The organism is Lysobacter sp. P5_C4 (assembly GCF_054049695.1).
The window spans coordinates 38,932-57,296 of sequence record NZ_JBFULX010000002.1; the positions used below are offsets into that span (position 1 = coordinate 38,932).

The 18,365-nt window shown below is 67.2% G+C and carries 18 protein-coding genes; 3 read left to right on the forward strand and 15 right to left on the reverse strand.

Going from position 1 to position 18,365, the window contains the following annotated elements; translation table 11 throughout:
* From ACXJJ8_RS04675 to ACXJJ8_RS04725, 11 genes are all read right to left on the reverse strand, one after another.
* Positions 1 to 615 carry a lysophospholipid acyltransferase family protein gene (locus tag ACXJJ8_RS04675; RefSeq protein WP_499027234.1) on the reverse strand — a complete coding sequence of 205 codons (615 nt, stop codon included), beginning with the start codon at positions 613 to 615 and terminating at the stop codon, positions 1 to 3.
* Positions 616 to 633: 18 nt separating this feature from the next.
* On the reverse strand, positions 634 to 1,059 hold the full coding sequence (arfB, locus tag ACXJJ8_RS04680; protein ID WP_499027235.1) for an alternative ribosome rescue aminoacyl-tRNA hydrolase ArfB: 426 nt from the start codon (positions 1,057 to 1,059) through the stop codon (positions 634 to 636).
* A 12-nt stretch (positions 1,060 to 1,071) separates the two neighbouring features.
* On the reverse strand, positions 1,072 to 1,794 hold the full coding sequence (locus ACXJJ8_RS04685) for a pseudouridine synthase (RefSeq protein ID WP_499027236.1): 723 nt from the start codon (positions 1,792 to 1,794) through the stop codon (positions 1,072 to 1,074).
* Positions 1,794 to 3,464 (reverse strand): ubiquinone biosynthesis regulatory protein kinase UbiB, encoded by a 1,671-nt coding sequence (gene ubiB, locus ACXJJ8_RS04690; protein WP_499027237.1) that lies wholly within the window; start codon positions 3,462 to 3,464, stop codon positions 1,794 to 1,796. Before ubiB ends, ACXJJ8_RS04685 begins: the two co-directional genes overlap by 1 nt.
* Positions 3,461 to 4,111 carry a ubiquinone biosynthesis accessory factor UbiJ gene (locus tag ACXJJ8_RS04695; protein WP_499027238.1) on the reverse strand — a complete coding sequence of 217 codons (651 nt, stop codon included), beginning with the start codon at positions 4,109 to 4,111 and terminating at the stop codon, positions 3,461 to 3,463. Before ACXJJ8_RS04695 ends, ubiB begins: the two co-directional genes overlap by 4 nt.
* Positions 4,112 to 4,135: 24 nt before the next feature.
* Positions 4,136 to 5,134 (reverse strand): 2-alkyl-3-oxoalkanoate reductase, encoded by a 999-nt coding sequence (gene oleD / locus ACXJJ8_RS04700; RefSeq protein WP_499027239.1) that lies wholly within the window; start codon positions 5,132 to 5,134, stop codon positions 4,136 to 4,138.
* Positions 5,131 to 6,771: an olefin beta-lactone synthetase gene (gene oleC / locus ACXJJ8_RS04705; RefSeq protein WP_499027240.1), complete on the reverse strand. Its 1,641-nt coding sequence runs from the start codon at positions 6,769 to 6,771 to the stop codon at positions 5,131 to 5,133. The genes oleD and oleC overlap by 4 nt, the downstream gene beginning before the upstream one ends.
* Positions 6,768 to 7,673, reverse strand: a complete 906-nt coding sequence (locus tag ACXJJ8_RS04710) for an alpha/beta fold hydrolase (RefSeq protein WP_499027241.1) — start codon at positions 7,671 to 7,673, stop codon at positions 6,768 to 6,770. The genes oleC and ACXJJ8_RS04710 overlap by 4 nt, the downstream gene beginning before the upstream one ends.
* Positions 7,670 to 8,686, reverse strand: coding sequence for a 3-oxoacyl-ACP synthase III (locus ACXJJ8_RS04715; RefSeq protein WP_499027242.1), 1,017 nt, complete (start codon positions 8,684 to 8,686; stop codon positions 7,670 to 7,672). Before ACXJJ8_RS04715 ends, ACXJJ8_RS04710 begins: the two co-directional genes overlap by 4 nt.
* Before the next feature lie 203 nt (positions 8,687 to 8,889).
* Positions 8,890 to 9,198 (reverse strand): DUF4156 domain-containing protein, encoded by a 309-nt coding sequence (locus tag ACXJJ8_RS04720; protein WP_499027243.1) that lies wholly within the window; start codon positions 9,196 to 9,198, stop codon positions 8,890 to 8,892.
* Positions 9,198 to 12,077, reverse strand: a complete 2,880-nt coding sequence (locus tag ACXJJ8_RS04725) for a M16 family metallopeptidase (protein WP_499027244.1) — start codon at positions 12,075 to 12,077, stop codon at positions 9,198 to 9,200. The genes ACXJJ8_RS04720 and ACXJJ8_RS04725 overlap by 1 nt, the downstream gene beginning before the upstream one ends.
* 106 nt (positions 12,078 to 12,183) lie before the next feature.
* On the opposite strand from ACXJJ8_RS04725, the gene ACXJJ8_RS04730 reads away from it, so the two are divergent.
* The 3 genes from ACXJJ8_RS04730 (at position 12,184) to trmL (ending at position 13,760) form a co-directional block, all read left to right on the forward strand.
* Positions 12,184 to 12,891 (forward strand): SDR family oxidoreductase, encoded by a 708-nt coding sequence (locus ACXJJ8_RS04730; RefSeq protein WP_499027245.1) that lies wholly within the window; start codon positions 12,184 to 12,186, stop codon positions 12,889 to 12,891.
* 135 nt (positions 12,892 to 13,026) lie between these two features.
* Complete coding sequence (locus ACXJJ8_RS04735; protein ID WP_499027246.1) at positions 13,027 to 13,260, forward strand: hypothetical protein; 234 nt, start codon at positions 13,027 to 13,029, stop codon at positions 13,258 to 13,260.
* Between the two features lie 35 nt (positions 13,261 to 13,295).
* Positions 13,296 to 13,760: a tRNA (uridine(34)/cytosine(34)/5-carboxymethylaminomethyluridine(34)-2'-O)-methyltransferase TrmL gene (trmL, locus tag ACXJJ8_RS04740; RefSeq protein WP_499027247.1), complete on the forward strand. Its 465-nt coding sequence runs from the start codon at positions 13,296 to 13,298 to the stop codon at positions 13,758 to 13,760.
* Here the strand turns inward: trmL and otsA are convergent.
* Genes otsA through ACXJJ8_RS04760 form a run of 4 tightly spaced genes read right to left on the reverse strand, consistent with a single transcriptional unit; the run spans position 13,757 to position 18,335 of the window.
* Positions 13,757 to 15,136, reverse strand: a complete 1,380-nt coding sequence (otsA, locus tag ACXJJ8_RS04745) for an alpha,alpha-trehalose-phosphate synthase (UDP-forming) (protein WP_499027248.1) — start codon at positions 15,134 to 15,136, stop codon at positions 13,757 to 13,759. The genes trmL and otsA overlap by 4 nt on opposite strands.
* Before the next feature lie 13 nt (positions 15,137 to 15,149).
* The gene (locus ACXJJ8_RS04750) at positions 15,150 to 16,931 is read right to left on the reverse strand and encodes a glycoside hydrolase family 15 protein (RefSeq protein WP_499028574.1); all 1,782 of its coding nucleotides are present in this window, start codon (positions 16,929 to 16,931) and stop codon (positions 15,150 to 15,152) included.
* A complete protein-coding gene (otsB, locus tag ACXJJ8_RS04755) occupies positions 16,931 to 17,722 on the reverse strand; it encodes a trehalose-phosphatase (RefSeq protein ID WP_499027249.1) in 792 nt (263 codons plus the stop codon). The genes ACXJJ8_RS04750 and otsB overlap by 1 nt, the downstream gene beginning before the upstream one ends.
* Positions 17,723 to 17,780: 58 nt before the next feature.
* Entirely contained in the window at positions 17,781 to 18,335 is a 555-nt protein-coding gene (locus tag ACXJJ8_RS04760; RefSeq protein WP_499027250.1) for a BON domain-containing protein, read from the reverse strand.
* Between the last annotated feature and the right edge of the window lie 30 nt (positions 18,336 to 18,365).

An 18,365-nucleotide genomic window follows, 5' to 3' on the forward strand; every position in this document is an offset into this window, starting at 1 on the left:
TCAGGGCGTCCCGTGGTGCTTGCCCTGCCACGGGCGATACCAGGTACGAATGCGCTGGATGTCGGCCTGCATGTTGTCGGTGAGCTCGAACAACGGTCCGATGCCGATGATGCGATCGGGGTAATGGAAGTAGGCCGGCACCACGGGAACTTTCGCCGCCTTCGCGATTTTCCAGAACCCCGGCTTCCAGCGTTCGACCGGTTTGCGCGTTCCCTCCGGCGCGAGGCCGAACCAGAATTTGCCGGCTTGGTCGATGAGTGACGCGGCCTGTTCGACCACGCCCTGGGCGGCGGTCCGGTTGACGGCGATGACACCGAGGCGGCGCAGGATCGGCCCCAACGGCCACCAGAACAACTGGTGTTTCCCGAGAATACGGATGTCGAGCCCGAGCGCGAGCTTCGCGGCGAAGCCCCAGACCCCATCCCAATTGGACGAGTGCGGCGCGCCGATCAGGACCGCCTTGGGCACGTCGGGAAACGCGCCGACCATCCGCCATCCACCGATGCGCAACAACGTCCGGCCGCACCAGCGCGTGAAGCGATTGGGCTTCACCCGCGGCACGGACGGCGGCAGCGTCAGCACGTGCCCGGGTGGTTCGAAATCAGGTGGCGACATTCCCTTGTTCCTGCGCTGTCAGTCGTCCCACGTGCGGCGCGCACCACGCGAGGACTTGATCGTACTGCGCCCGCGCTTGTCGTCCAGCCTTCGCTGTTTCGCCGCACGGGACGGTTTGGTCGCCACGCGCTTCTTCGGCACGTGCAACCCGCTCGCGATGAAGGCCGCGAGCCGCTCGCGCGCGTCCTCGCGATTGCGGTCCTGCGTGCGGAAGCGCTGCGCGCTGAGGACGAGGACGCCCTCGAGGGTCAGGCGCCGATCGCGCTTGGCGAGCAGGCGCGCGCGCAGGGGTTCGGGCAACGAGGGCGAGTTGGCGACGTCGAAACGCAATTCGACCGCGGTGGCGACCTTGTTGACGTTCTGCCCGCCCGGGCCCGACGAACGCACGAAGCGTTCGACGAGTTCCTCGTCGGGAAGTTCGAGACCGGGCGCGATTTCCAGCATGCGGCGACTGTATCAGGCGTCGGTGGGACTGCCGAAGAGGGAAAGCGCCTTGCCGAATTCCGTGTCGAAGGAGGCACGCACGTCGATGCGTGCGCCTGTCGCGGGATGGTCGAACGCGAGCCGCCGTGCATGCAGCAACATGCGGTGGATCCCGAGCATGCGGAACGCGCGGTTGTGGCGGCCGTCGCCGTGGCTCGTGTCGCCGATCAGGTGATGCGAGACGTGCTTGAGATGGCGGCGGATCTGGCGGAAACGGCCCGTCAGCGGATGGGCGCGCAACAGCGCGTAACGCGAGGTCGGGAAATGTTCCGACGGGAACGCGAGTTCGCAGGTCGCGATGCGTTCGAACGCCGTCGTCGCGGGTTTCTTCACCGGCTTGCCGGGCCCCCCATCAAGCGGGTGATCGATGGTGAAGCGCTCCTCCGCCGGCCATCCGCGGCATACGGCGACGTAATCCTTCTCGACGTCACGCGCCATCAGCGTCTTTCCGAGCGACGAAGCCGTGTCGCGATCGAAGGCGAGCAGCAGGCAACCACTCGTCGCGCGGTCGAGCCGATGGACGAGGAAGATGGGCTTGCCGAATTGTTCGCGCAGGCGATCGGCGGCGAAGTCGGTTTCGCCGCGGGCGAGCGCGGAATCGTGGACCATCAGGCCGGCGGGCTTGTCGACAACGGCGAGATGGTCGTCGACGTGGACAATCGCGAGCGTCGAAGGCGCTTCGCCCGCAGCGTCCATCACTTCCTTCGCGGCCACGCCGCCAGCAACGCCCACGCGCCGCCCAACGCTGCAATCCACACCGCGGCCGGGACACCGCCGATGCGCGGGCCGCCCGCCTCCAGGCCGTAGAGCACCGCCGCGACGATGAACAAGCCGGTGCCCAGGATCGCCGAGATCACGCGACGTTGTGCGCCGCGAATCATCACCGTGAGGTCGCGCAGGTCCTGCGAACGCATCTGCAGCGTGTGCTGCCCTTCGACCTGTTGCGTGAGCCACGCATGCAGCAGGCGCGGCATTTCCGGCGCGCGCGTCACCATCTCGGGCAGGCGTTTGCGGAACTCGGCCATCAACTGTGCCGGGCTGTAGCGGTCGACGAGGATCTTCTCGAGCACCGGGCGCGCGACGGCCCAGATGTCGATGTTCGGATCGAGCTGGCGGCCGACGCCCTCGATGTTCAGCAGCGTCTTCTGCAGCAGGATCAACTGCGGTTGCAGCGTGAGTTCGTAACGCTGCGCGGTGCGGAACAGCTTGAGCAGCACTTCGGCGAGCGAGATCTCCGACAGGGGCCGCGTGAAGTACGGCTCGCACACGGCGCGCGCGGCGGCTTCGAGTTCGTCGATGCGGATGTACGACGGCATCCAGCCGGCCTGGACGTGCAGCTCGGCGATGCGGCGGTAGTCGCGGTTGAAGATCGCCATGAAGTTTTCGGCAAGGTAGTACTGATCCTCGCTGGACAACTGGCCCATGATCCCGAAGTCCAGCGCGATGAAGCGCGGGTCGTCCCTGCGCTCGGCGTCGACCCAGATGTTGCCGGCGTGCGCGTCTGCGTGGAAGAAGTTGTCGCGGAAGACCTGCGTGTAGAACACACGCACGCCCTTCGCCGCGAGCGCCTTGCGGTCGATGCCGGCGGCGTCGAGCGCGGCGATGTCGTCGCTCGGGATGCCGCGCACGCGCTCCATCGTCAGTGCGCGTTGCGCGGTGTGCGACCAGATCGGTTCGGGCACGTAGAGGTCGTTCGAACCGAGCCAGTTACGCCGCAACACGGAGGCATTCGCCGCTTCGCGCTGCAGGTCGAGTTCGGCCGCGAGCGTGTTCTCGATCTCGGCCACGATTTCGCGCGGACGGATCTTGTCGGCCGACGGATGCGTGCGGTCGACGAGGGCGGCGACCGACTTCAGCAGCGAGATATCCGCGTTGATCTGCTTCTCGATGTCGGGGCGCAGCACCTTGACCACGACTTCGCGGGGCGGCGCATCGCCCACCGCGTGCAGCGTCGCAGGATGCACCTGTGCGATCGATGCCGAAGCGAGCGGCGTGGTATCGAAACTCGCGAACGCGACGTCGATCGACCGCCCCAGCGATTGTTCGACCAACGCGCGCGCGGTATTGCCGTCGAACGGCGCGACGCGATCCTGTAACAGCGTCAGTTCTTCCGCGACATCCGGCGGCACGAGATCACGACGCGTCGAGAGGATCTGGCCGAACTTCACGAAGATCGGCCCGAGTTCCTGCAGCGCCAGGCGCAGGCGCGCGCCGCGCGATTGCGCCGCGATCTCGCGTGAGGCGCGCGGCACGAACGGACGCATCAGCCGCAGCCAACGTTCTGCCGGCGTGTCGTCCAGCAGGTCGTCGAGCCGATAGCGCAGCAACACGCGACCGATGCGCGCGGCGCGCAGGACCGGCGTCACGCGAGGCCTCCGCGCTTCTTCAGGCGATGCACGCGCGCGACGAGGCGTTCGACATCGTCGCGCAGGTTGTCGACATCGTCGAGGAAGGCGTGCAGCTCGGCCTTCGCGACGATGTCGCGCGATTCCTCGGTGAGGTATTCGGCAGCGCTGCCGGCGACGCTCTTGCCCGCGGCCTTCGCTTCGCGCAACGCGGCGGCGACGGCCTTGGCCACCTGCACGCCGAGGATCTCGCCGAACACGGCGACGAAGGGCTGCTGCCAATCCGGGTCGAAGCGTTCGGCCATGCGTTGCAACCGGCGCGCGAGATCCGCGTCGCCCGAGACGCGCACGCGGCCGACGGGCGGCGCGTCGTCGCGCTTGAAAAAGGGCAGTTGCGCCAGCAGGCCGCCGAGCGTGCCGCGCACGCCGAGGTCGGGTTCGCGGGCCTGGTCCGCCGGGCCGACGACCAGGCGATCGCCTTCGACGCGGATCTCGGCCGCCAGCGCGGGCGACTCCACGGCGAGTTGGATGCGGCGGCCGTCGAGCGGCCCGAGTGCGGCGCGCGTGTCGGGGTCGAGCGCGAGCGCCCGATTGAGCGCGGCTTCCAGCGCGCGCCCGGCATGCTGGCGCCAGTTGAAGGACGAGCCGTCGGTGGTCGAGGCGTTCATGCCATCGATTCTAGCGGACGCGCGCTAGCGGTCGCGTGCGTGGGCGTCGGCCAGGTGGCGCAGGCCATCGACGATCGTTACCTTGGGGACATAGCCGAAATCGCGCGTGGCCGGGCCCATGTCGTACCAGTGCGCGGTGGCGAGTTGTTCGGCAAGGAACCGTGTCAGCGGCGGCTCGCCGCGCAAGGGCAGCACCGACCAGGCCGCTTCGCAGACCGCGCCGATCGCGTAGGCCGTGCGGAACGACAAATGCTTTTCCACCGCGGGCGCGCCCACCGCGCGCAGCAGCGCGTTCACCAGTTTGCCGGCCTCCATGGGCTCGCCGTTGCTGATGAAGTAGGCGCGGCCTGCACACGGGGCGCCCGGCACGAGGTGGTGGAAGGCATCCACGTGCGCCTGCGCGGCGTTGTCGATGTAAGTGGTATCGATCAGGTTCTCGCCGCTGCCGACGATGCGCAGCCGACCCGCGCGCGCACGATCGGCGAGCCGCGGAACCAGTTGATTGTCGCCGGGGCCCCAGATCAGGCGCGGCCGCAACGCGACGGTCGCGAGATTCGCATCGTTCGCGGCGAGCACTTCCTGTTCGGCGATCGTTTTCGTCGTCGCGTACGCGGCCTTGAATTCGGTTCCGTAAGGCACGGTATCGGCGGTGCCGCCTTCGACCGGGTGGGTCGCGCGATGCGTGACACTCGGCGTGGAGGTGTAAACCAGTCGCGCGATGCCATGCATGCGGCACGCATCGAGCACGTTGCGCGTGCCGAGCACGTTGGCGCGGAAATACTCCTCGTAGGGGCCCCACGCGCCAGCCTTCGCGGCGTTATGGAAAATCGCGCCGACGCCTTGCGCGGCATCCACGAGTCCGTCGCGATCGGCGATGTCGCCCTGGACCTGGCGCACGCCCAGCGTGTCGAGCGCGGGATAACGACCGCGATTGAAACTGATGACTTCGAACCCACGCTCGACGAGATTGCGACACAACGCTTGCCCGAGGAACCCGCCGCCGCCGGTCACCAGCACTTTCATGTGCGCCGCTCCAGGGCCTTCGCGGCCCACGTCGCGAGTTTCTCACGGCCGATCTTGGCGTTGTGGCGAATGTCGACGGGGAAGCCCGGATGGCGCAGGAAGTGGCGGATCTTCGCGGTGTGCACGTGGCCATCGGCGAGGTGGCGAAGTTCGTCGGCAAGGTCGGGCGACGCCGTGGCGCCATCGCCCAGTTCGTAGCAAAGCACCGGTGTCTGCGCGCCCTTCGGCCCTACGCCCACCAACGCCGTGCGCTTCACACGCGGATGCGTGTTGAAGATCGGTTCGATCTGCTCGGTGCACAACGTCGTCGTGTCGTCCACGACCACGCGTTGCGTCTTGCGTCCGCAGAACCACAGCCGCCCTTCCCCGTCGATCCACCCCAGGTCGCCCATGCGATGCACGATGCGTTCGCCGCTGCCCGTGGTTTCGCGGATCTTCGCCAGCTTCGTCGCGGCGTCGCGGCGGAAATACGTGTCGGTCGCCGTCGGACCGGCGACGGTGATTTCGCCCACCTGCCCCGCCTGCACGCGTAATGCGTCGGACCATTGCTCGATCGCGTCGTCATCGATGCGGATGATGCGGACTTCGTTCGGCGGCACCGGGCGGCCGACACAGGTGCCTGCACCGTTCTGGGTCGCATCGCGCGTGGCCTGCAGTTCGCGACCTTCGATGACGCTGACGGGCAAGCATTCGGTGGCGCCGTACGGCGTCCACAATTGCGCATCGCCGGGCAGCAATTCGCGCATGCGCGCGACGACATCGGCGGGCACCGGAGCGCCGGCGGATAACACGCGTTTCACCGTCGGCAGGTGCGCGCCATGTCGCGCCAGCACGCCGACGAGCGCGGGCGAACCGAACAACTGCGTCACGCCGAAGCGTTCGATGGCCTGCAGCAATCGACGTGGATCGGCCTTCGCCGGCCGCGTGGGATCCATGTCGGGGATGATCGATGTCACCCCGAGCGCAGGATCGAACAATGCGAAGGGCGGGAACGTCGGCAGATCGACGCCACCGGCTTCCAGCCCGAACGCATCGCGCAACATGGCGACCTGCGCCACGAAATGCCGATGGCGATACACCACGCCCTTCGGCAAACCGGTCGAGCCACTGGTGAAGAGGATTGCCGCAACGTCGTCGGGTTGCGTGTCGGCGAGTTGCGGACCCGCGTGCGCGCCCTCGCGTTCGATTTCCGCGAGTGTCGCGTCGGAGAAGGACGCGTGGCGCCCGGTCGTGATTCGAATGCGCGCACCGGGCGCCCAGCGCAGCAACACGCGCGCGAGGTGTGCGAGCGGGATGCCGATGAACGCCTCGGGGTCGGCTTCCTCCAGGCATTGCTTCAGCGCACGCCGGTCGATGCCCGGGTCCACCAGCACCGGCACCGCGCCGGCCTTGAACAACGCGAACATCAGCAGGAAGAATTCCGGCGTCGGCCGCACCATCACGACGGTGCGCGTCCCGCGCACGATGCCGCGACGTGCCAAGCCCGCGGCGATCGCATCGCTGCGGCGGTCCAGGTCGGCATAGGTGATCGCAACCTCGTACCGCCCGTCGCGGCCCGGGCAACGCATCGCAACCTGCTCGCCGCGCGCGCTTGCGAGCGCAGGCAGCGAGGCGGCGATGTTGCAGGCGGCGCTCACGCCAGCGGATGCGTATCGAGGAAGTTGCGGATCGCCGGCACGAGGACGTCGTGTTTGTCCTCGAGCACGTAATGGTTGGCATCGTCGAAGGCATGCACTTCGGCCTTCGGCCACGCACGCGTGAATGTCGCCAGGCAGTGCTTGTCGAACACGAAATCGCGCTGGCCCCACCCGATGAACGCGGGCCGATTGGCGAACGCCTGCAGCGCCCGGCCGCCCGCGGAGACGAGGTCCCAAGCAGGATCGCCTTCGCGCAACGGAATGTCCTGCACGAATCGCAGCGTCGCGATGCGGTTGGCCCAGGTGTCGTACGGCGCGACATACGCGCGGCGCACGGCGGCCGGCATGCGGCGCTCGACACCGACATGCGATGCGATGCCCGAGAACGCGTTGAAGCCACGGATCGCGAACGCGCCGAGCTTCGAATCCCGACCGAGCGACAACTGCCACGGCATCGGTTTGGCTTCGGGCAAGGTGAACATCGCGGTGTTGAGCACGACCCATCGCTTCACGCGCAGGGAATGCCGCATCGCCCAGCCCATGCCGATCATGCCGCCCCAATCGTGGACGGCGAGCGTCACCGGCCCATCGATGTGCAGCTTCGTGAGCAGCCGCTCCAGATCATCGACGCGCGATTGCAGCGTGTAGCGATAGTCCGCGTCGTCGGGCTTGTCCGACAGGCCCATGCCGACGTGGTCCGGCACGATGCAGCGATAGCGATCGCGCAGGCCGAGCACGAGATGGCGCCAGTAATAACTCCACGACGGATTGCCGTGGAGCATGACCACGACTTCGCCGTCGCGCGGGCCTTCGTCGAGATACGACAGCGCGATGCCGTCGCGGATGTCGATCCGCTTCGGTTCGAACGGGTAGTCGGGGAACGGCGTGCCGTCCCGCTTCACCAGACGACTTCTGCCATCGAGCAATTCAGCCCCGAGCCGATGCCCAGCAGCGCGATGCGGCTGCCCTTCTTCAGGCGGCCCATTTCGCGGAGCTTGGACAGCACGATCGGCACCGAAGCCGGGCCGATGTTGCCGTGCTCGTTGAAGATGGTCAGCACCTTCGTCGGGTTGATGCCGAAGGCCTTCACGAAGGCAGCGGTGTGCACCTGGCTGACCTGGTGGATGACGAATTCGTCCATCTCCTCGGCGACCCAGCCCAGCGCGATCTTCGCCGCGGCCCACGTCTTCTGCGCGAGCTTCAGGCCTTCGATCAGCAGCATGCGAGTGTCGGTGACCATGCGGTCGAGGTTGCCGCGGCACAGCTTGTTCCACTCGGTGGCCGCGCGCGTGACGCCGCCCTTGTAGCGCGGCGCGCCCGGGACCAGTTCGGCGCGGGCAAGCACCATCGCGGCGGCACCGGAGCCCAGCGTCAGCGTCGCGAGTTCGTTCTTGAATTCCTCTTCCGTCGTTTCGACGCGCAGGAGGCGTTCGACGGTCTTTTCGTACGCGAGGTCCGCGGTTTCACCGTCGACGACCAGCGCATAGTCGATTTCGCCGCGCTCGATCATTCGGCTGGCGATGTCCATGCCGTTGAGGAAGGCAAGGCACGCATTGGCCACGTCGAAGTTCTGGCACAGGTCCGACAGGCCGAGGTTGCCGCTGACGATCGAAGCGGTCGAGGGTTCCAGGTAATCGCGGCTCACCGAAGTGTTCACCAGCAGGCCGACCTTGTTCGGATCGATGCCGGCGTCGGCCAGGGCCTTCACCGCGGCGAGCGTCGCCGCATCGGAGGCCTGCATGCCTTCATCCCACAGGCGGCGCGCATGGATGCCGGCGACGTCCTTCAACACATCGGTCTTGATGCCGAGGCGATCGAGCGTGGGCTTGAGGCGGGCGTTGATTTCATCCGAGCTCAATCGACGCGGCGCGTCGACGTGGGCGAGGCCGGCGATGGCGACGTGTTGGAACAACATGGGCGATGCCTTGAGTCGGAAACGGGCTTGGTGCGCCGCGTACGGGGGCGTACTGCCGGTCCGCGGAGCCCGTCAGGATACCGGCTTCACCGCCGCTGCACACCGTTTCGGCGGCGCCCCGGGCCGCCATGGGCCCGAGGATTCATGAAGTTGAGCAATTCAGCGTGTTTCCCGGCGCGTTCCCGGGCCGTTTCCACGCGCGTTCAGTGGCACTTCCACGCGGCATAGCGCTGGCTGCCGTCCGCCGGCGGCCCGAGGGCCTGGACCGTATCCGCGCCCAGGCCGGGCGCTTCGTTGCGGGCCAGCGTCTCGAGTTCGTCCTGCACGCGCAGCGCATTGCGGTCGTAGAAGGCGACGCTGTCCTTCACGGACACCTCGACCTCGCCGCGCTTCTCGCAGCCGGCAGGCGCGCCCTGCACCACCTTCACCGCGCTCGCGCCCGGCGCCATCTTGACCCACGTGCACGCCGGAAGCGTGCACGCGAGTGCGATCAGGACGATCCTGCCGCGCATCACTTCTTTGCCGCCGGGGTCGTGGCTGCGCCGCCGACCGGCTTGCCGTCGGCGTCGACCACCGACACCGCGCCAATGTTCAACGCGCGCACCGGCTTCTCGATCTTCGACAGATCGCCGACGACGACATACGTCAGCGCATTCGGATCGATCGCCTTGGCCGCCTGCGCGACCTGCGCGGCATCCAGGCCTTCGACCTCCTTCATGCGCTGCACGACGTAATCGTCCGGACGGTCGTAACGCACGATGCCGCCGATGGTCGACATCACCGCGCCGGCCGTTTCGTACGAACCGGGCATGCCGCGGATCTCGGTGTTCTGGATGCGCGTGACTTCATCGGCCTTCGGCGGCGCCTTGCCGTCGGCGTACTCGGTGATTTCACGACGCAGCTCGGCGAGCGATTCGGCCGTCTTGTCGATCTGCACCGGCGCGAACGCCATCCACGGGCGCTGGCCCAGCGCGTTGGACGCCATGCTGTAAGCGCCGTACGCCCAATGCTTGTCTTCGCGCAGATTCATGTTCAGGCGCGAAGAGAACTCGCCGCCGAGCACGCTGTTGGCGAAGTCGACCTTCACCGCGCCGGCATCCTTGCTCGAGGGAATCACCTGGCCGACATACAGGTTGGCCTGCACGGCGCCCGGCTGGTCGATCAGGAACACGCGCGGCTGCTTCGGCAGTGCGACCTGCGCAGGCGCCGCGAGTTTCGGCGCCGCGCCGTCGACCTTCCAGTCGCCGAATTTCTTCTCCAGCATCGGCGTGATTTCGGCGAGCGTGGTGTCGCCGACGATCACGAGCGTCGCATTGTCCGGACGGACCCATGCGTGGTGGAAGGCGATCAGGTCATCGCGCGTCAGCGAGCCGATCGACGCCTCGGTGCCCGTGCCGCTGAAAGGAATCGCGTACGGGTGATTGTCGCCGTACAGCAGCGGCGGCAGCACGCGCATCGCGGCGCCCTGCGGCTTGGCCTTTTCCTGCTTGATGCCTGCGATCCACGTCGCGCGGACGCGATCGATTTCCGCCTGGTCGAAACGCGGCGAGCGCAACATCGTGGCGAACAGGTCGAGCGAGGGATCGAGCTTTTCCTTCAGCGCCGAGAGGTAAGCCGTCGCGCCATCGAGCGAGGCCGAGGCGCCGAGGTTGGCGCCCAGCGCTTCGGCGCGATTGCCGAACGCGAGGGCGTCCATGTCGCCGGCGCCTTCGTCGAGCATGCCCATCGCGAAGCCCGAAGTGCCGAGCTTCTTGCCCTGGTCGGAGGCATAGCCGCCACCGAACATGTAGCTCATCTGCACGACCGGAACATCGTGGCGCTCGGCGAGGATCACCTTCGTGCCGTTGCGCAGCGTCGCGCGCTGCAGCGCCGGGAACTTGAGTGCCGGGAAGTCATCGGTGATCGGCACGCCCTTGCTGCGGTCGACGGTGCTGGCGGTGGTCTTGAACTTCGGATCGGCCTTCGGCAGTTCGAACGGCGCCGGCGTGCCCGCCGGATCTTCCGGCAGTTCCTTGCGCGCGCCCGGCTGCACGACGAGCACGTGGTCGCCTTGCGCGAGCCAATCCTTGCCCGCCTTCTGGACGTCGGCGACCGATGCGGTCTCGATGGTCTTCAGGCTGTCGCGGAAGCAACCCGGGTTGCCGGTGTAGATCGCGCACTCGGCGAGCGCGTCGGCCTTGCCGCCGAAACCACCGATGCGTTCGATGCCGCGCACGAAGCCGGCCTTGAACACGGTGCGGGCCTGTTCGAGTTCCGCGGGCGTCGGGCCCTGCGCGATCAGGCGCTTGAGTTCTTCGTCGATCGCCGCTTCGACCTTCGCTTCGTCCACGCCCTGCTTCACGTCGGCCTGGATGAGGAAGTTCGAACCCAGCTGCGAGGCGTCGACGTAGGCCGACACGCTGTCGACGGTCTTGTCGTCGAACAGCAGACGCTTGTCCAGGCGCGAAGACTTGCTGCCGCCGAGCACCTGCGCGAGCAACTGCAGGCGGTCGACATCGGCCGCGCCGTATTGCGCCACGTTCCACACGCGATAGATGCGCGTCTGCGGCACCTTGTCTTCCATCGTCGCGCGCGTGCTCTGCGTGCGGCGCGCCGGATCGATCTTCGGCTGCGCCATCGTCGGGCTCGCGGGGATGTCGCCGAAGAACTCGGCGGCCTTGCGCTTCGCGGTGGCCAGGTCGATGTCGCCGGCGAGCACGAGCACGGCGTTGTTCGGCCCGTACCAGGTGCGGAACCAGTTCTTGACGTCGTCGAGCTTGGCGGCATCCAGATCGTTCATCGAACCGATCGTCGTGTGGTGGTACGGGTGGCCGGCCGGATACATCGTCTTCTGCAGCACTTCCCACACCTGGCCGTAGGGCTGGTTCTGGCCCTGGCGCTTTTCGTTCTGCACGACGCCGCGCTGCTCGTCGAGCGTGGCCTGGTCGATCGCACCGACCAGGTGGCCCATGCGGTCGGATTCCATCCACAGCGCGGTGTCGAGCGCGGTGGTGGGGACGTTCTCGAAGTAATTGGTCCGGTCGGTGTTCGTCGTGCCGTTGAGGTCGGTGGCGCCGACGGTTTCCAGCGGCGGGAAGAAGTCGCCCTTGTGGTTTTCCGAACCGTTGAACATCAGGTGCTCGAACAGGTGCGCGAAGCCGCTGCGGCCCGAGGGTTCGTCCTTGCTGCCGACGTGGTACCAGAGGTTGACCGCGACGATCGGCGCCTTGCGATCGGTATGCACGATCACGCGCAGGCCATTGGGCAGCGTGAAGGTCTCGTACGGGATGTCGACGTTGGACGCGGCGGGCGTCTTCGCCTGCACGGGCGCGGGCGCGAAGGCCGCGCCGCCGAGGGCGACGGACAATGCGAGGGCGAGGGCGCCGGTGGCGAAGGGTCGGGTCGGGGTCATGCGGTCTGGCTCCTGGGTCGCAATGGCGATCTGTACGAACCTTCGATCCTAGCCCGGCCCCGTCGCCGATACACTAGGTCGGACGGCACACCCGACAAGGACGCCCATGGCCACGCCCGCCCACAGCCTCGTTACCGGTGCCAATCGCGGGCTCGGCCTGTCGCTGGTGCGCGGGTTGCTGGCACGCGGCGACCGCGTCGTCGCCACCGCGCGCCATCCCGGCAAGGCGACCGCACTGAATACGCTGACGGGCGAATATCCGGGGCGCCTGCATGTCTTGCCGCTCGACGTCGCCTCCGAGAAATCGCGCGGGGAACTCGCGCGCGAGTTGCCGCTCGTGCTCGAAGACGCGCGACTGGATTTGCTGATCAACAATGCCGGCGTGCTCCACAGTGGCGAACGCTGGGGGAAATTGCAGGCCGAGGTGATCGAGGACAGCCTGCGGATCAATGCGATCGGTCCGCTGCTCCTCGTGCAGGCGATCGAACATTGGCTCGCCGACGGCGCGACGGTGGCGAACATCTCGACCCAGATGGCATCGCTGAGTGCGCGCAACGAATTCCGATCGCCGAGCTATTCGATGAGCAAAGTCGCCCAGAACATGGCGACGGTGCAGCTCGCGCTTGCGCTGAAATCGCGGGGCATCAAGGTTGTTGCGCTCAGTCCCGGCTGGGTGCGCACCGACATGGGCGGTGCCGGCGGCGAGCTCGCGCCGGAGGACTCGGCGGCCGGGCTGCTGGACACCATCGCCGGCCTGACGGCCGCCGACAGCGGCCGATTCCTCGACTGGCGCGGACAGTCGATGGCCTGGTGAGGCGCGCGGACGTCCGCGGACACCGGGCGCGCTGCAGCCAATCCGTTTCGAATCAAGACGTTAACCATTGGCATGTCTCGTGCATCCATAGAGACATCCGGACACAGACGTCCGACGATTCGAAAGGAGTTCGCCATGTCCCTCACCACGCAACTCAAGCGCGGCCTGCTTGCCCTCCCCGTCGCCGCCTTGCTGATCCTCGTCGGTGCGATCGCGCCGGCCGGTGCCGCTGCCCCGTCGGACAACTGCCTGGCCGCCGCCGCCGTGAAGCAGGAGGTCATTGCGCCGCGTCGCGTCGATTTCCATTCGATGCTGCCCGGGGCGCTGCATGTGCTGCGCAAGGTCGAGGTCTCGGCGATCAAGGGCTAGGGTCATCCGAGGTTGATCCGTCGCACAATGCGCGGATGTTCGATGTCGTCCTCTTCCAGCCCGAAATCCCGCCGAACACCGGCAACGTGATCCGTTTGTGCGCCAACACCGGCGCACGCCTGCACCTGGTCCGCCCACTCGGCTTCACGCTCGAAGATGCGCAACTGCGACGCGCGGGCCTGGACTATCACGAATACGCGAAGCTCCAGGTCCACGATTCGCTTTCCGATGCTTTGGCGATGATCGAACCCCGGCGGTTGTTCGCATTGAGCACGCGCGGTCGCGTGCGTTTCGATACACCGCGATACACCGAAGGCGATGCCTTCCTCTTCGGCCCCGAGACGCGCGGCCTGCCCGAAGACGTGCTGGCGCAAGTGCCCGAAACCCAGCGCCTGCGCCTGCCGATGCGACCCGACAATCGCAGTTTGAATCTGTCGAACGCCGTCGCCGTCGTGGTGTTCGAAGCGTGGCGCCAGCAGGGATTCGCCGGCGGCGCCTAACTCACCAGCGCTTCGAGGAATTTGTGGCGCCACAGCGTGATGTCGTGGCGACGCAAGCGCTTGTGCAATGCGTTCCAGCGTTCCTTGCGTTCGCTCGCCGGCATCGCGTGCGCCTGCGCGAGCGCGTCGGCCACGCCGTCGAGGTCGTAGGGATTCACGAGCAGCGCTTCCTTCATCTCCGCCGCCGCGCCGGCGAATCGCGACAACACCAGCACGCCGGGCGACTGCGGATCCTGCGAGGCGACGAACTCCTTCGCGACCAGGTTCATGCCATCGCGCAACGGCGTGACCACGCCGATCTCGGCGCTGCGATAGAAGCCCGTCAACACGCCATGCGAGAAGTCGCGATTGACGTAGCGCACCGGCGTCCAGTCGGGCGCGGCGTGCCGCCCGTTGATGTGGCCGGCCAGACCTTCCAGTTCGCGGCGCAAGGCCTGGTATTCCGGGACTTCGCTGCGCGAGACCGGCGCCAGTTGCAGGAAGGTGATCTGCCCGTGGATCTCCGGATAGCGGTCGAGGAAGCGTTCGAAGGCACGGAAGCGATCGGGCAAGCCCTTCGAGTAATCGAGCCGGTCCACGCCGATGGCGAGCACGCGACTGCCCAGGCTTTCGCGCAAGCGCTGCACCGACGCGCGCGTGCTCGCCAGCTTGGCCTGGCGCGCGATGTGGTCGGTATCGATGCTGATCGGGAAGGCGGCCGCGCGGAATTCGCGCCCGTCCGCCGTCCGCATGCGCCCGTCCGCGAAGGCGCGGCCGCCCAGGTACAGGCGCACGTAGCTCTGGAAGCGATCGAGGTCGCGCTCGGTCTGGAACCCGACCAGGTCATAAGCGGCCAGCGCTCCGAACAACACTTCGTGGTTCGGCAAGGCGGCGAGCAGATCCGACGATGGCATGGGCACGTGCAGGAAAAAGCCGATGCGATTGCCCACGCCGAGTTCGCGCAGCCGTTGCGCCAGCGGGATCATGTGGTAGTCGTGCACCCACACGATGTCGTTCTCGCGCAATTGCGTCGCGAGCTTCTCGGCGAACAGCGCGTTGACGCGGCGGTAGCCGTCCTGCGTATCGCGCGTGTAGTCGACCAGGTCCAGGCGGAAATGCAGCAGCGGCCACAGCGTGCGGTTCGCGAAGCCGTTGTAGTAGTGGTCGAAGTCCTCGACCGACAGATCCATCGTGCAATACGTGGTGTTGCCGTTCTCGAGCGTGTGCAGCGCGCCTGATCGATCGCGCACGCGCTTGCCGCTCCATCCGAACCACATGCCGCCGTTTTCCTTGAGCGCCGCGCGCATCGCCACGGCCAGCCCGCCCGCGCGATGCTCGTTCGGCATCGCCACGCGATTGGACACCACGACGAGTCGACCGCCGCCGATGTCGCTCATCGTCGTCCCTTCTTCACGTGGCCTCCTGCCAGGGGCGCGAGAGCCGCATCGCGGCGCTGATCAACCCGACGTGCGAATAGGTCTGCGGGAAATTGCCCCAGGCTTCGCCGTCTTCGAACCCGAGGTCTTCGGACAACAGGCCCAGCGGATTGCGCCGCGCGAGCACGCTTTCGAACAGCGAGCGCGCCTCGTCGGTGCGTCCGATCGACGCGAGCGCCTCGACATACCAGAACGTGCAGATCGTGAAGCTGGTTTCCGGCGCCCCGAAATCATCCGGCGCGATGTAGCGATACAGGCCGTGGCCACGGCGCAGTCCCTTGCCGATGGCTTCGACGGTCGCGATGTAACGCGGATCGTCCGGCTCGATGAAACCGGTGTCGGCCAGCAACAGCAGGCTCGCATCCAGGCGGTCGCCGCCGAAGGCATCGGCGAAGTGGCCGGCCTGTTCGTTCCAGGCTTTCTCGATGATCGTCGCGTGAATGCGATCGGCGCGACCACGCCAATGTTCGACGCGATCCCCGAGGCCGAAGCGTGCGGCGATCTTCGCGAGGCGGTCGCACGCGGCCCAACACATGACCGACGAGTACGTGTGGACCGACGTGCGGCCGCGGAACTCCCACAGCCCGGCATCGGGTTGGTCGTGCATCAGCCACGCCTGCTCGCCGAGCGGTTCCAGGCGCGCGAAGGTCGATGCATCGCCCGGTTGTTGCAAGCGCTGGTCGAAGAACAATTGCGTCGAAGCGAGCATGACGCTGCCGTACACGTCGTGCTGCACCTGCTTCCACGCCAGGTTGCCGACGCGCACCGGGCCCATGCCGCGATAGCCGTCGAGCGCTTCGGCTTCGTCCTCGTGCAGCGCCGCTTCGAAGCCGATGCCGTACACGGGCTGCAGGTCCGCCCGCTCGCCCGTGACGAGGTTGAAGATGTAGCGGATGTACTCCTCCATCGTCGCCGTCGCGCCCAGGCGATTGAGCGCGCGCACCACGAACGCCGCATCGCGCAACCAGCAATAGCGATAGTCCCAATTGCGCTGCGTATGCGGCGCTTCCGGGATCGACGTCGTCATCGCCGCGATGATCGCGCCGGTGTCTTCGTACTGGCAGAGTTTCAGGGTGATCGCGCTGCGGATCACCGCGTCCTGCCATTCCAGCGGAATGGAGAGATAACGCGTCCATTCCCGCCAGTAGATCGTCGTGCGCTCCTCCGCGTCGCGGATGAAGGCGCCGATGGGTTGCGTCAGGGTTTCGTCGGGGCCGAGCACGAAATGCAATTCGCGATCCAGCACGAAGGGCAACTCGTCTCGCAGCAGGCGCAGCGAGAGATCGGTGGTCAATCGCAACACGTGGCCCGGCAACAACCAGCGCATGTGATTGCTGCCCCAGGTGCGCTCGGGTTCGCGCGCGCCCCACTCGGCCAGGGGTTGCAGCTTGATGCGGATACGCGGCGCGCCGGACAGCGGGCGCACGCGTCGATACAGGCCGACCGGCCGATACAGGCGATTGTAATGTCGCCACCGCGGGGCGAAGTCGGTGATTTCGATCGCACCCCCGCTCTTGTCGCGCAGGATGGTGCGCAGGATCGCGGTATTGGGAATGTAGTGCTGTTCGCTGCCGGCGAAGTTTTCGATCTCGATTTCCCACATGCCGCCATCGCGCTTGGGCGAGAGCAACGCGCAGAACGCGGGGTCGCCGTCGAATGCCGGCAGGCAACACCACACCACCGTGCCGGTCGCGTCGAGCAGCGCGCCGAAGGTGCCGTTGCCGATGACGCCGAGGTCGAGGTTGGCCGGTCGGATCATGCATGCACTCCATCGTGCGCGGTCGCGCGCGCGAGCCATGCGCGCACCGCGGCGGGATCGGGAAGGCGCCAGCGCGCGGCGCTCGGGGTACGGTCGCCGACCAGGATGCTCAGGCCCTGGCGTGCGTTGACGATCGAGAACGCGTGCTCGTCGGTGAGATCGTCGCCGACGAAGACCGCCGTGCGATCGCGGAACAGCGCCTGCGCCATGAAGCCTTCCACGGCGCTGCCCTTGTCCGGGCTCGTGCCGCCGGGGCGCAGTTCGAGCACCATGTCGCCGCCCTGCACGCGGTAGTCGGGCAACACGCGCAGTGCCGCCGCCGAGAATGCGCGGAACGCGTCGCGCGCATCGGGCGCCGCGCGCCAGTGCAACGCCAGGTTCGGCCCCTTGCGCTCGACGATGGCGCCGGGAAAGTTCAGCGCGACGTGTTGCGCTTCGGCGAAGACCCCATCGAGCGACTCGGGCGCGACGGGCGGAAACGTGCGGCGCCCGTCGGGTTCGCGACGTTCCAACCCGTGCATGCCGGCGGCGGGAACCGCACGCAATTGCGAGAACACCTCGTCGATGGCATCCAGCGATCGGCCGCTGACCAGCGCGAGCGCGCCGCCGAGCAGCGTCGACAACCGCAGGATGTCGCGTTGCAGATCCGCAGGCACGACGACTTGCGAGGGATGCGGCGCGAAGTCCAGCAGGCATCCATCGACATCCAGGAACAAAGCCCAGTCGGGCGCGGGCAACGGTGGCAGGGGCAGCACACCGTCGCGTGGGGGCGCATCACGCGATTCCATCCCGCTCATTCTCCCGAACCGTCGTGAGGCCCGGGTGCACGCCGCGTGATCGTCGATGTCACGCCTGTTGTTCGTCGTCCACGTCGCCGATGTCGCTTTCGGAGATGTCGACGCGATCGGAACTGGAAAAACCACTGCCTTGTTGATCGTGGCCCGAACGCATCGCTTGTCCCGGCTTGCCCAGCGCATCGGTCGACTCGCCGATCGTGATGCGATTCTGGACGTCCTTGACCCCGGCGATGTTCCAGGCGATCTCTTCGGCATCATGTTTCATCCCGCGCGCGGGAACCCAGCCGTTGAGCGTGACGACCCCGTCGGTCACCGCGGCGATGACCGCGGTCGCGTTGATCGTGTCGGCGCCGGTGAGATTCTCGTGCAGGATTTCGCCGATGCGTTCGTCCGTGCGCCAGTTGTGGCTCGGCCCGACGCCGCGATGGCCGCCGTCGGCCGGCGCGAAGTCGCGATTGGTCACGGAGGGCAGGCCGTCGTGGATGTCGCGATCGCGACGGTCGATGCGCACGTCGGCATCCTGCGGCCGGTGGGCCATGCGCGGATCGCGATGTTCGACGGAACGGTGCTGCGGGTGTTGATCGCCCTGATGATCGCGCGGCATGACTGACTCCTGGGGCTTCATGAACGCGGT

What these genes read in the sequence shown, in the direction of transcription:
- ACXJJ8_RS04675 (WP_499027234.1), bottom strand. Translation starts at nt 615, where the DNA reads ATGTCGCCACCTGATTTCGAACCACCCGGGCACGTGCTGACGCTGCCG.
- trmL (WP_499027247.1), top strand. Translation starts at nt 13,296, where the DNA reads ATGTTCGATGTCGTCCTCTTCCAGCCCGAAATCCCGCCGAACACCGGC.
- otsB (WP_499027249.1), bottom strand. Translation starts at nt 17,722, where the DNA reads ATGGAATCGCGTGATGCGCCCCCACGCGACGGTGTGCTGCCCCTGCCA.
- ACXJJ8_RS04715 (WP_499027242.1), bottom strand. Translation starts at nt 8,686, where the DNA reads ATGTTGTTCCAACACGTCGCCATCGCCGGCCTCGCCCACGTCGACGCG.
- ACXJJ8_RS04730 (WP_499027245.1), top strand. Translation starts at nt 12,184, where the DNA reads ATGGCCACGCCCGCCCACAGCCTCGTTACCGGTGCCAATCGCGGGCTC.
- otsA (WP_499027248.1), bottom strand. Translation starts at nt 15,136, where the DNA reads ATGAGCGACATCGGCGGCGGTCGACTCGTCGTGGTGTCCAATCGCGTG.
- ACXJJ8_RS04735 (WP_499027246.1), top strand. Translation starts at nt 13,027, where the DNA reads ATGTCCCTCACCACGCAACTCAAGCGCGGCCTGCTTGCCCTCCCCGTC.
- oleD (WP_499027239.1), bottom strand. Translation starts at nt 5,134, where the DNA reads ATGAAAGTGCTGGTGACCGGCGGCGGCGGGTTCCTCGGGCAAGCGTTG.
- ACXJJ8_RS04760 (WP_499027250.1), bottom strand. Translation starts at nt 18,335, where the DNA reads ATGCCGCGCGATCATCAGGGCGATCAACACCCGCAGCACCGTTCCGTC.
- ACXJJ8_RS04720 (WP_499027243.1), bottom strand. Translation starts at nt 9,198, where the DNA reads ATGCGCGGCAGGATCGTCCTGATCGCACTCGCGTGCACGCTTCCGGCG.
- ACXJJ8_RS04725 (WP_499027244.1), bottom strand. Translation starts at nt 12,077, where the DNA reads ATGACCCCGACCCGACCCTTCGCCACCGGCGCCCTCGCCCTCGCATTG.
- ACXJJ8_RS04685 (WP_499027236.1), bottom strand. Translation starts at nt 1,794, where the DNA reads ATGGACGCTGCGGGCGAAGCGCCTTCGACGCTCGCGATTGTCCACGTC.
- ACXJJ8_RS04695 (WP_499027238.1), bottom strand. Translation starts at nt 4,111, where the DNA reads ATGAACGCCTCGACCACCGACGGCTCGTCCTTCAACTGGCGCCAGCAT.
- arfB (WP_499027235.1), bottom strand. Translation starts at nt 1,059, where the DNA reads ATGCTGGAAATCGCGCCCGGTCTCGAACTTCCCGACGAGGAACTCGTC.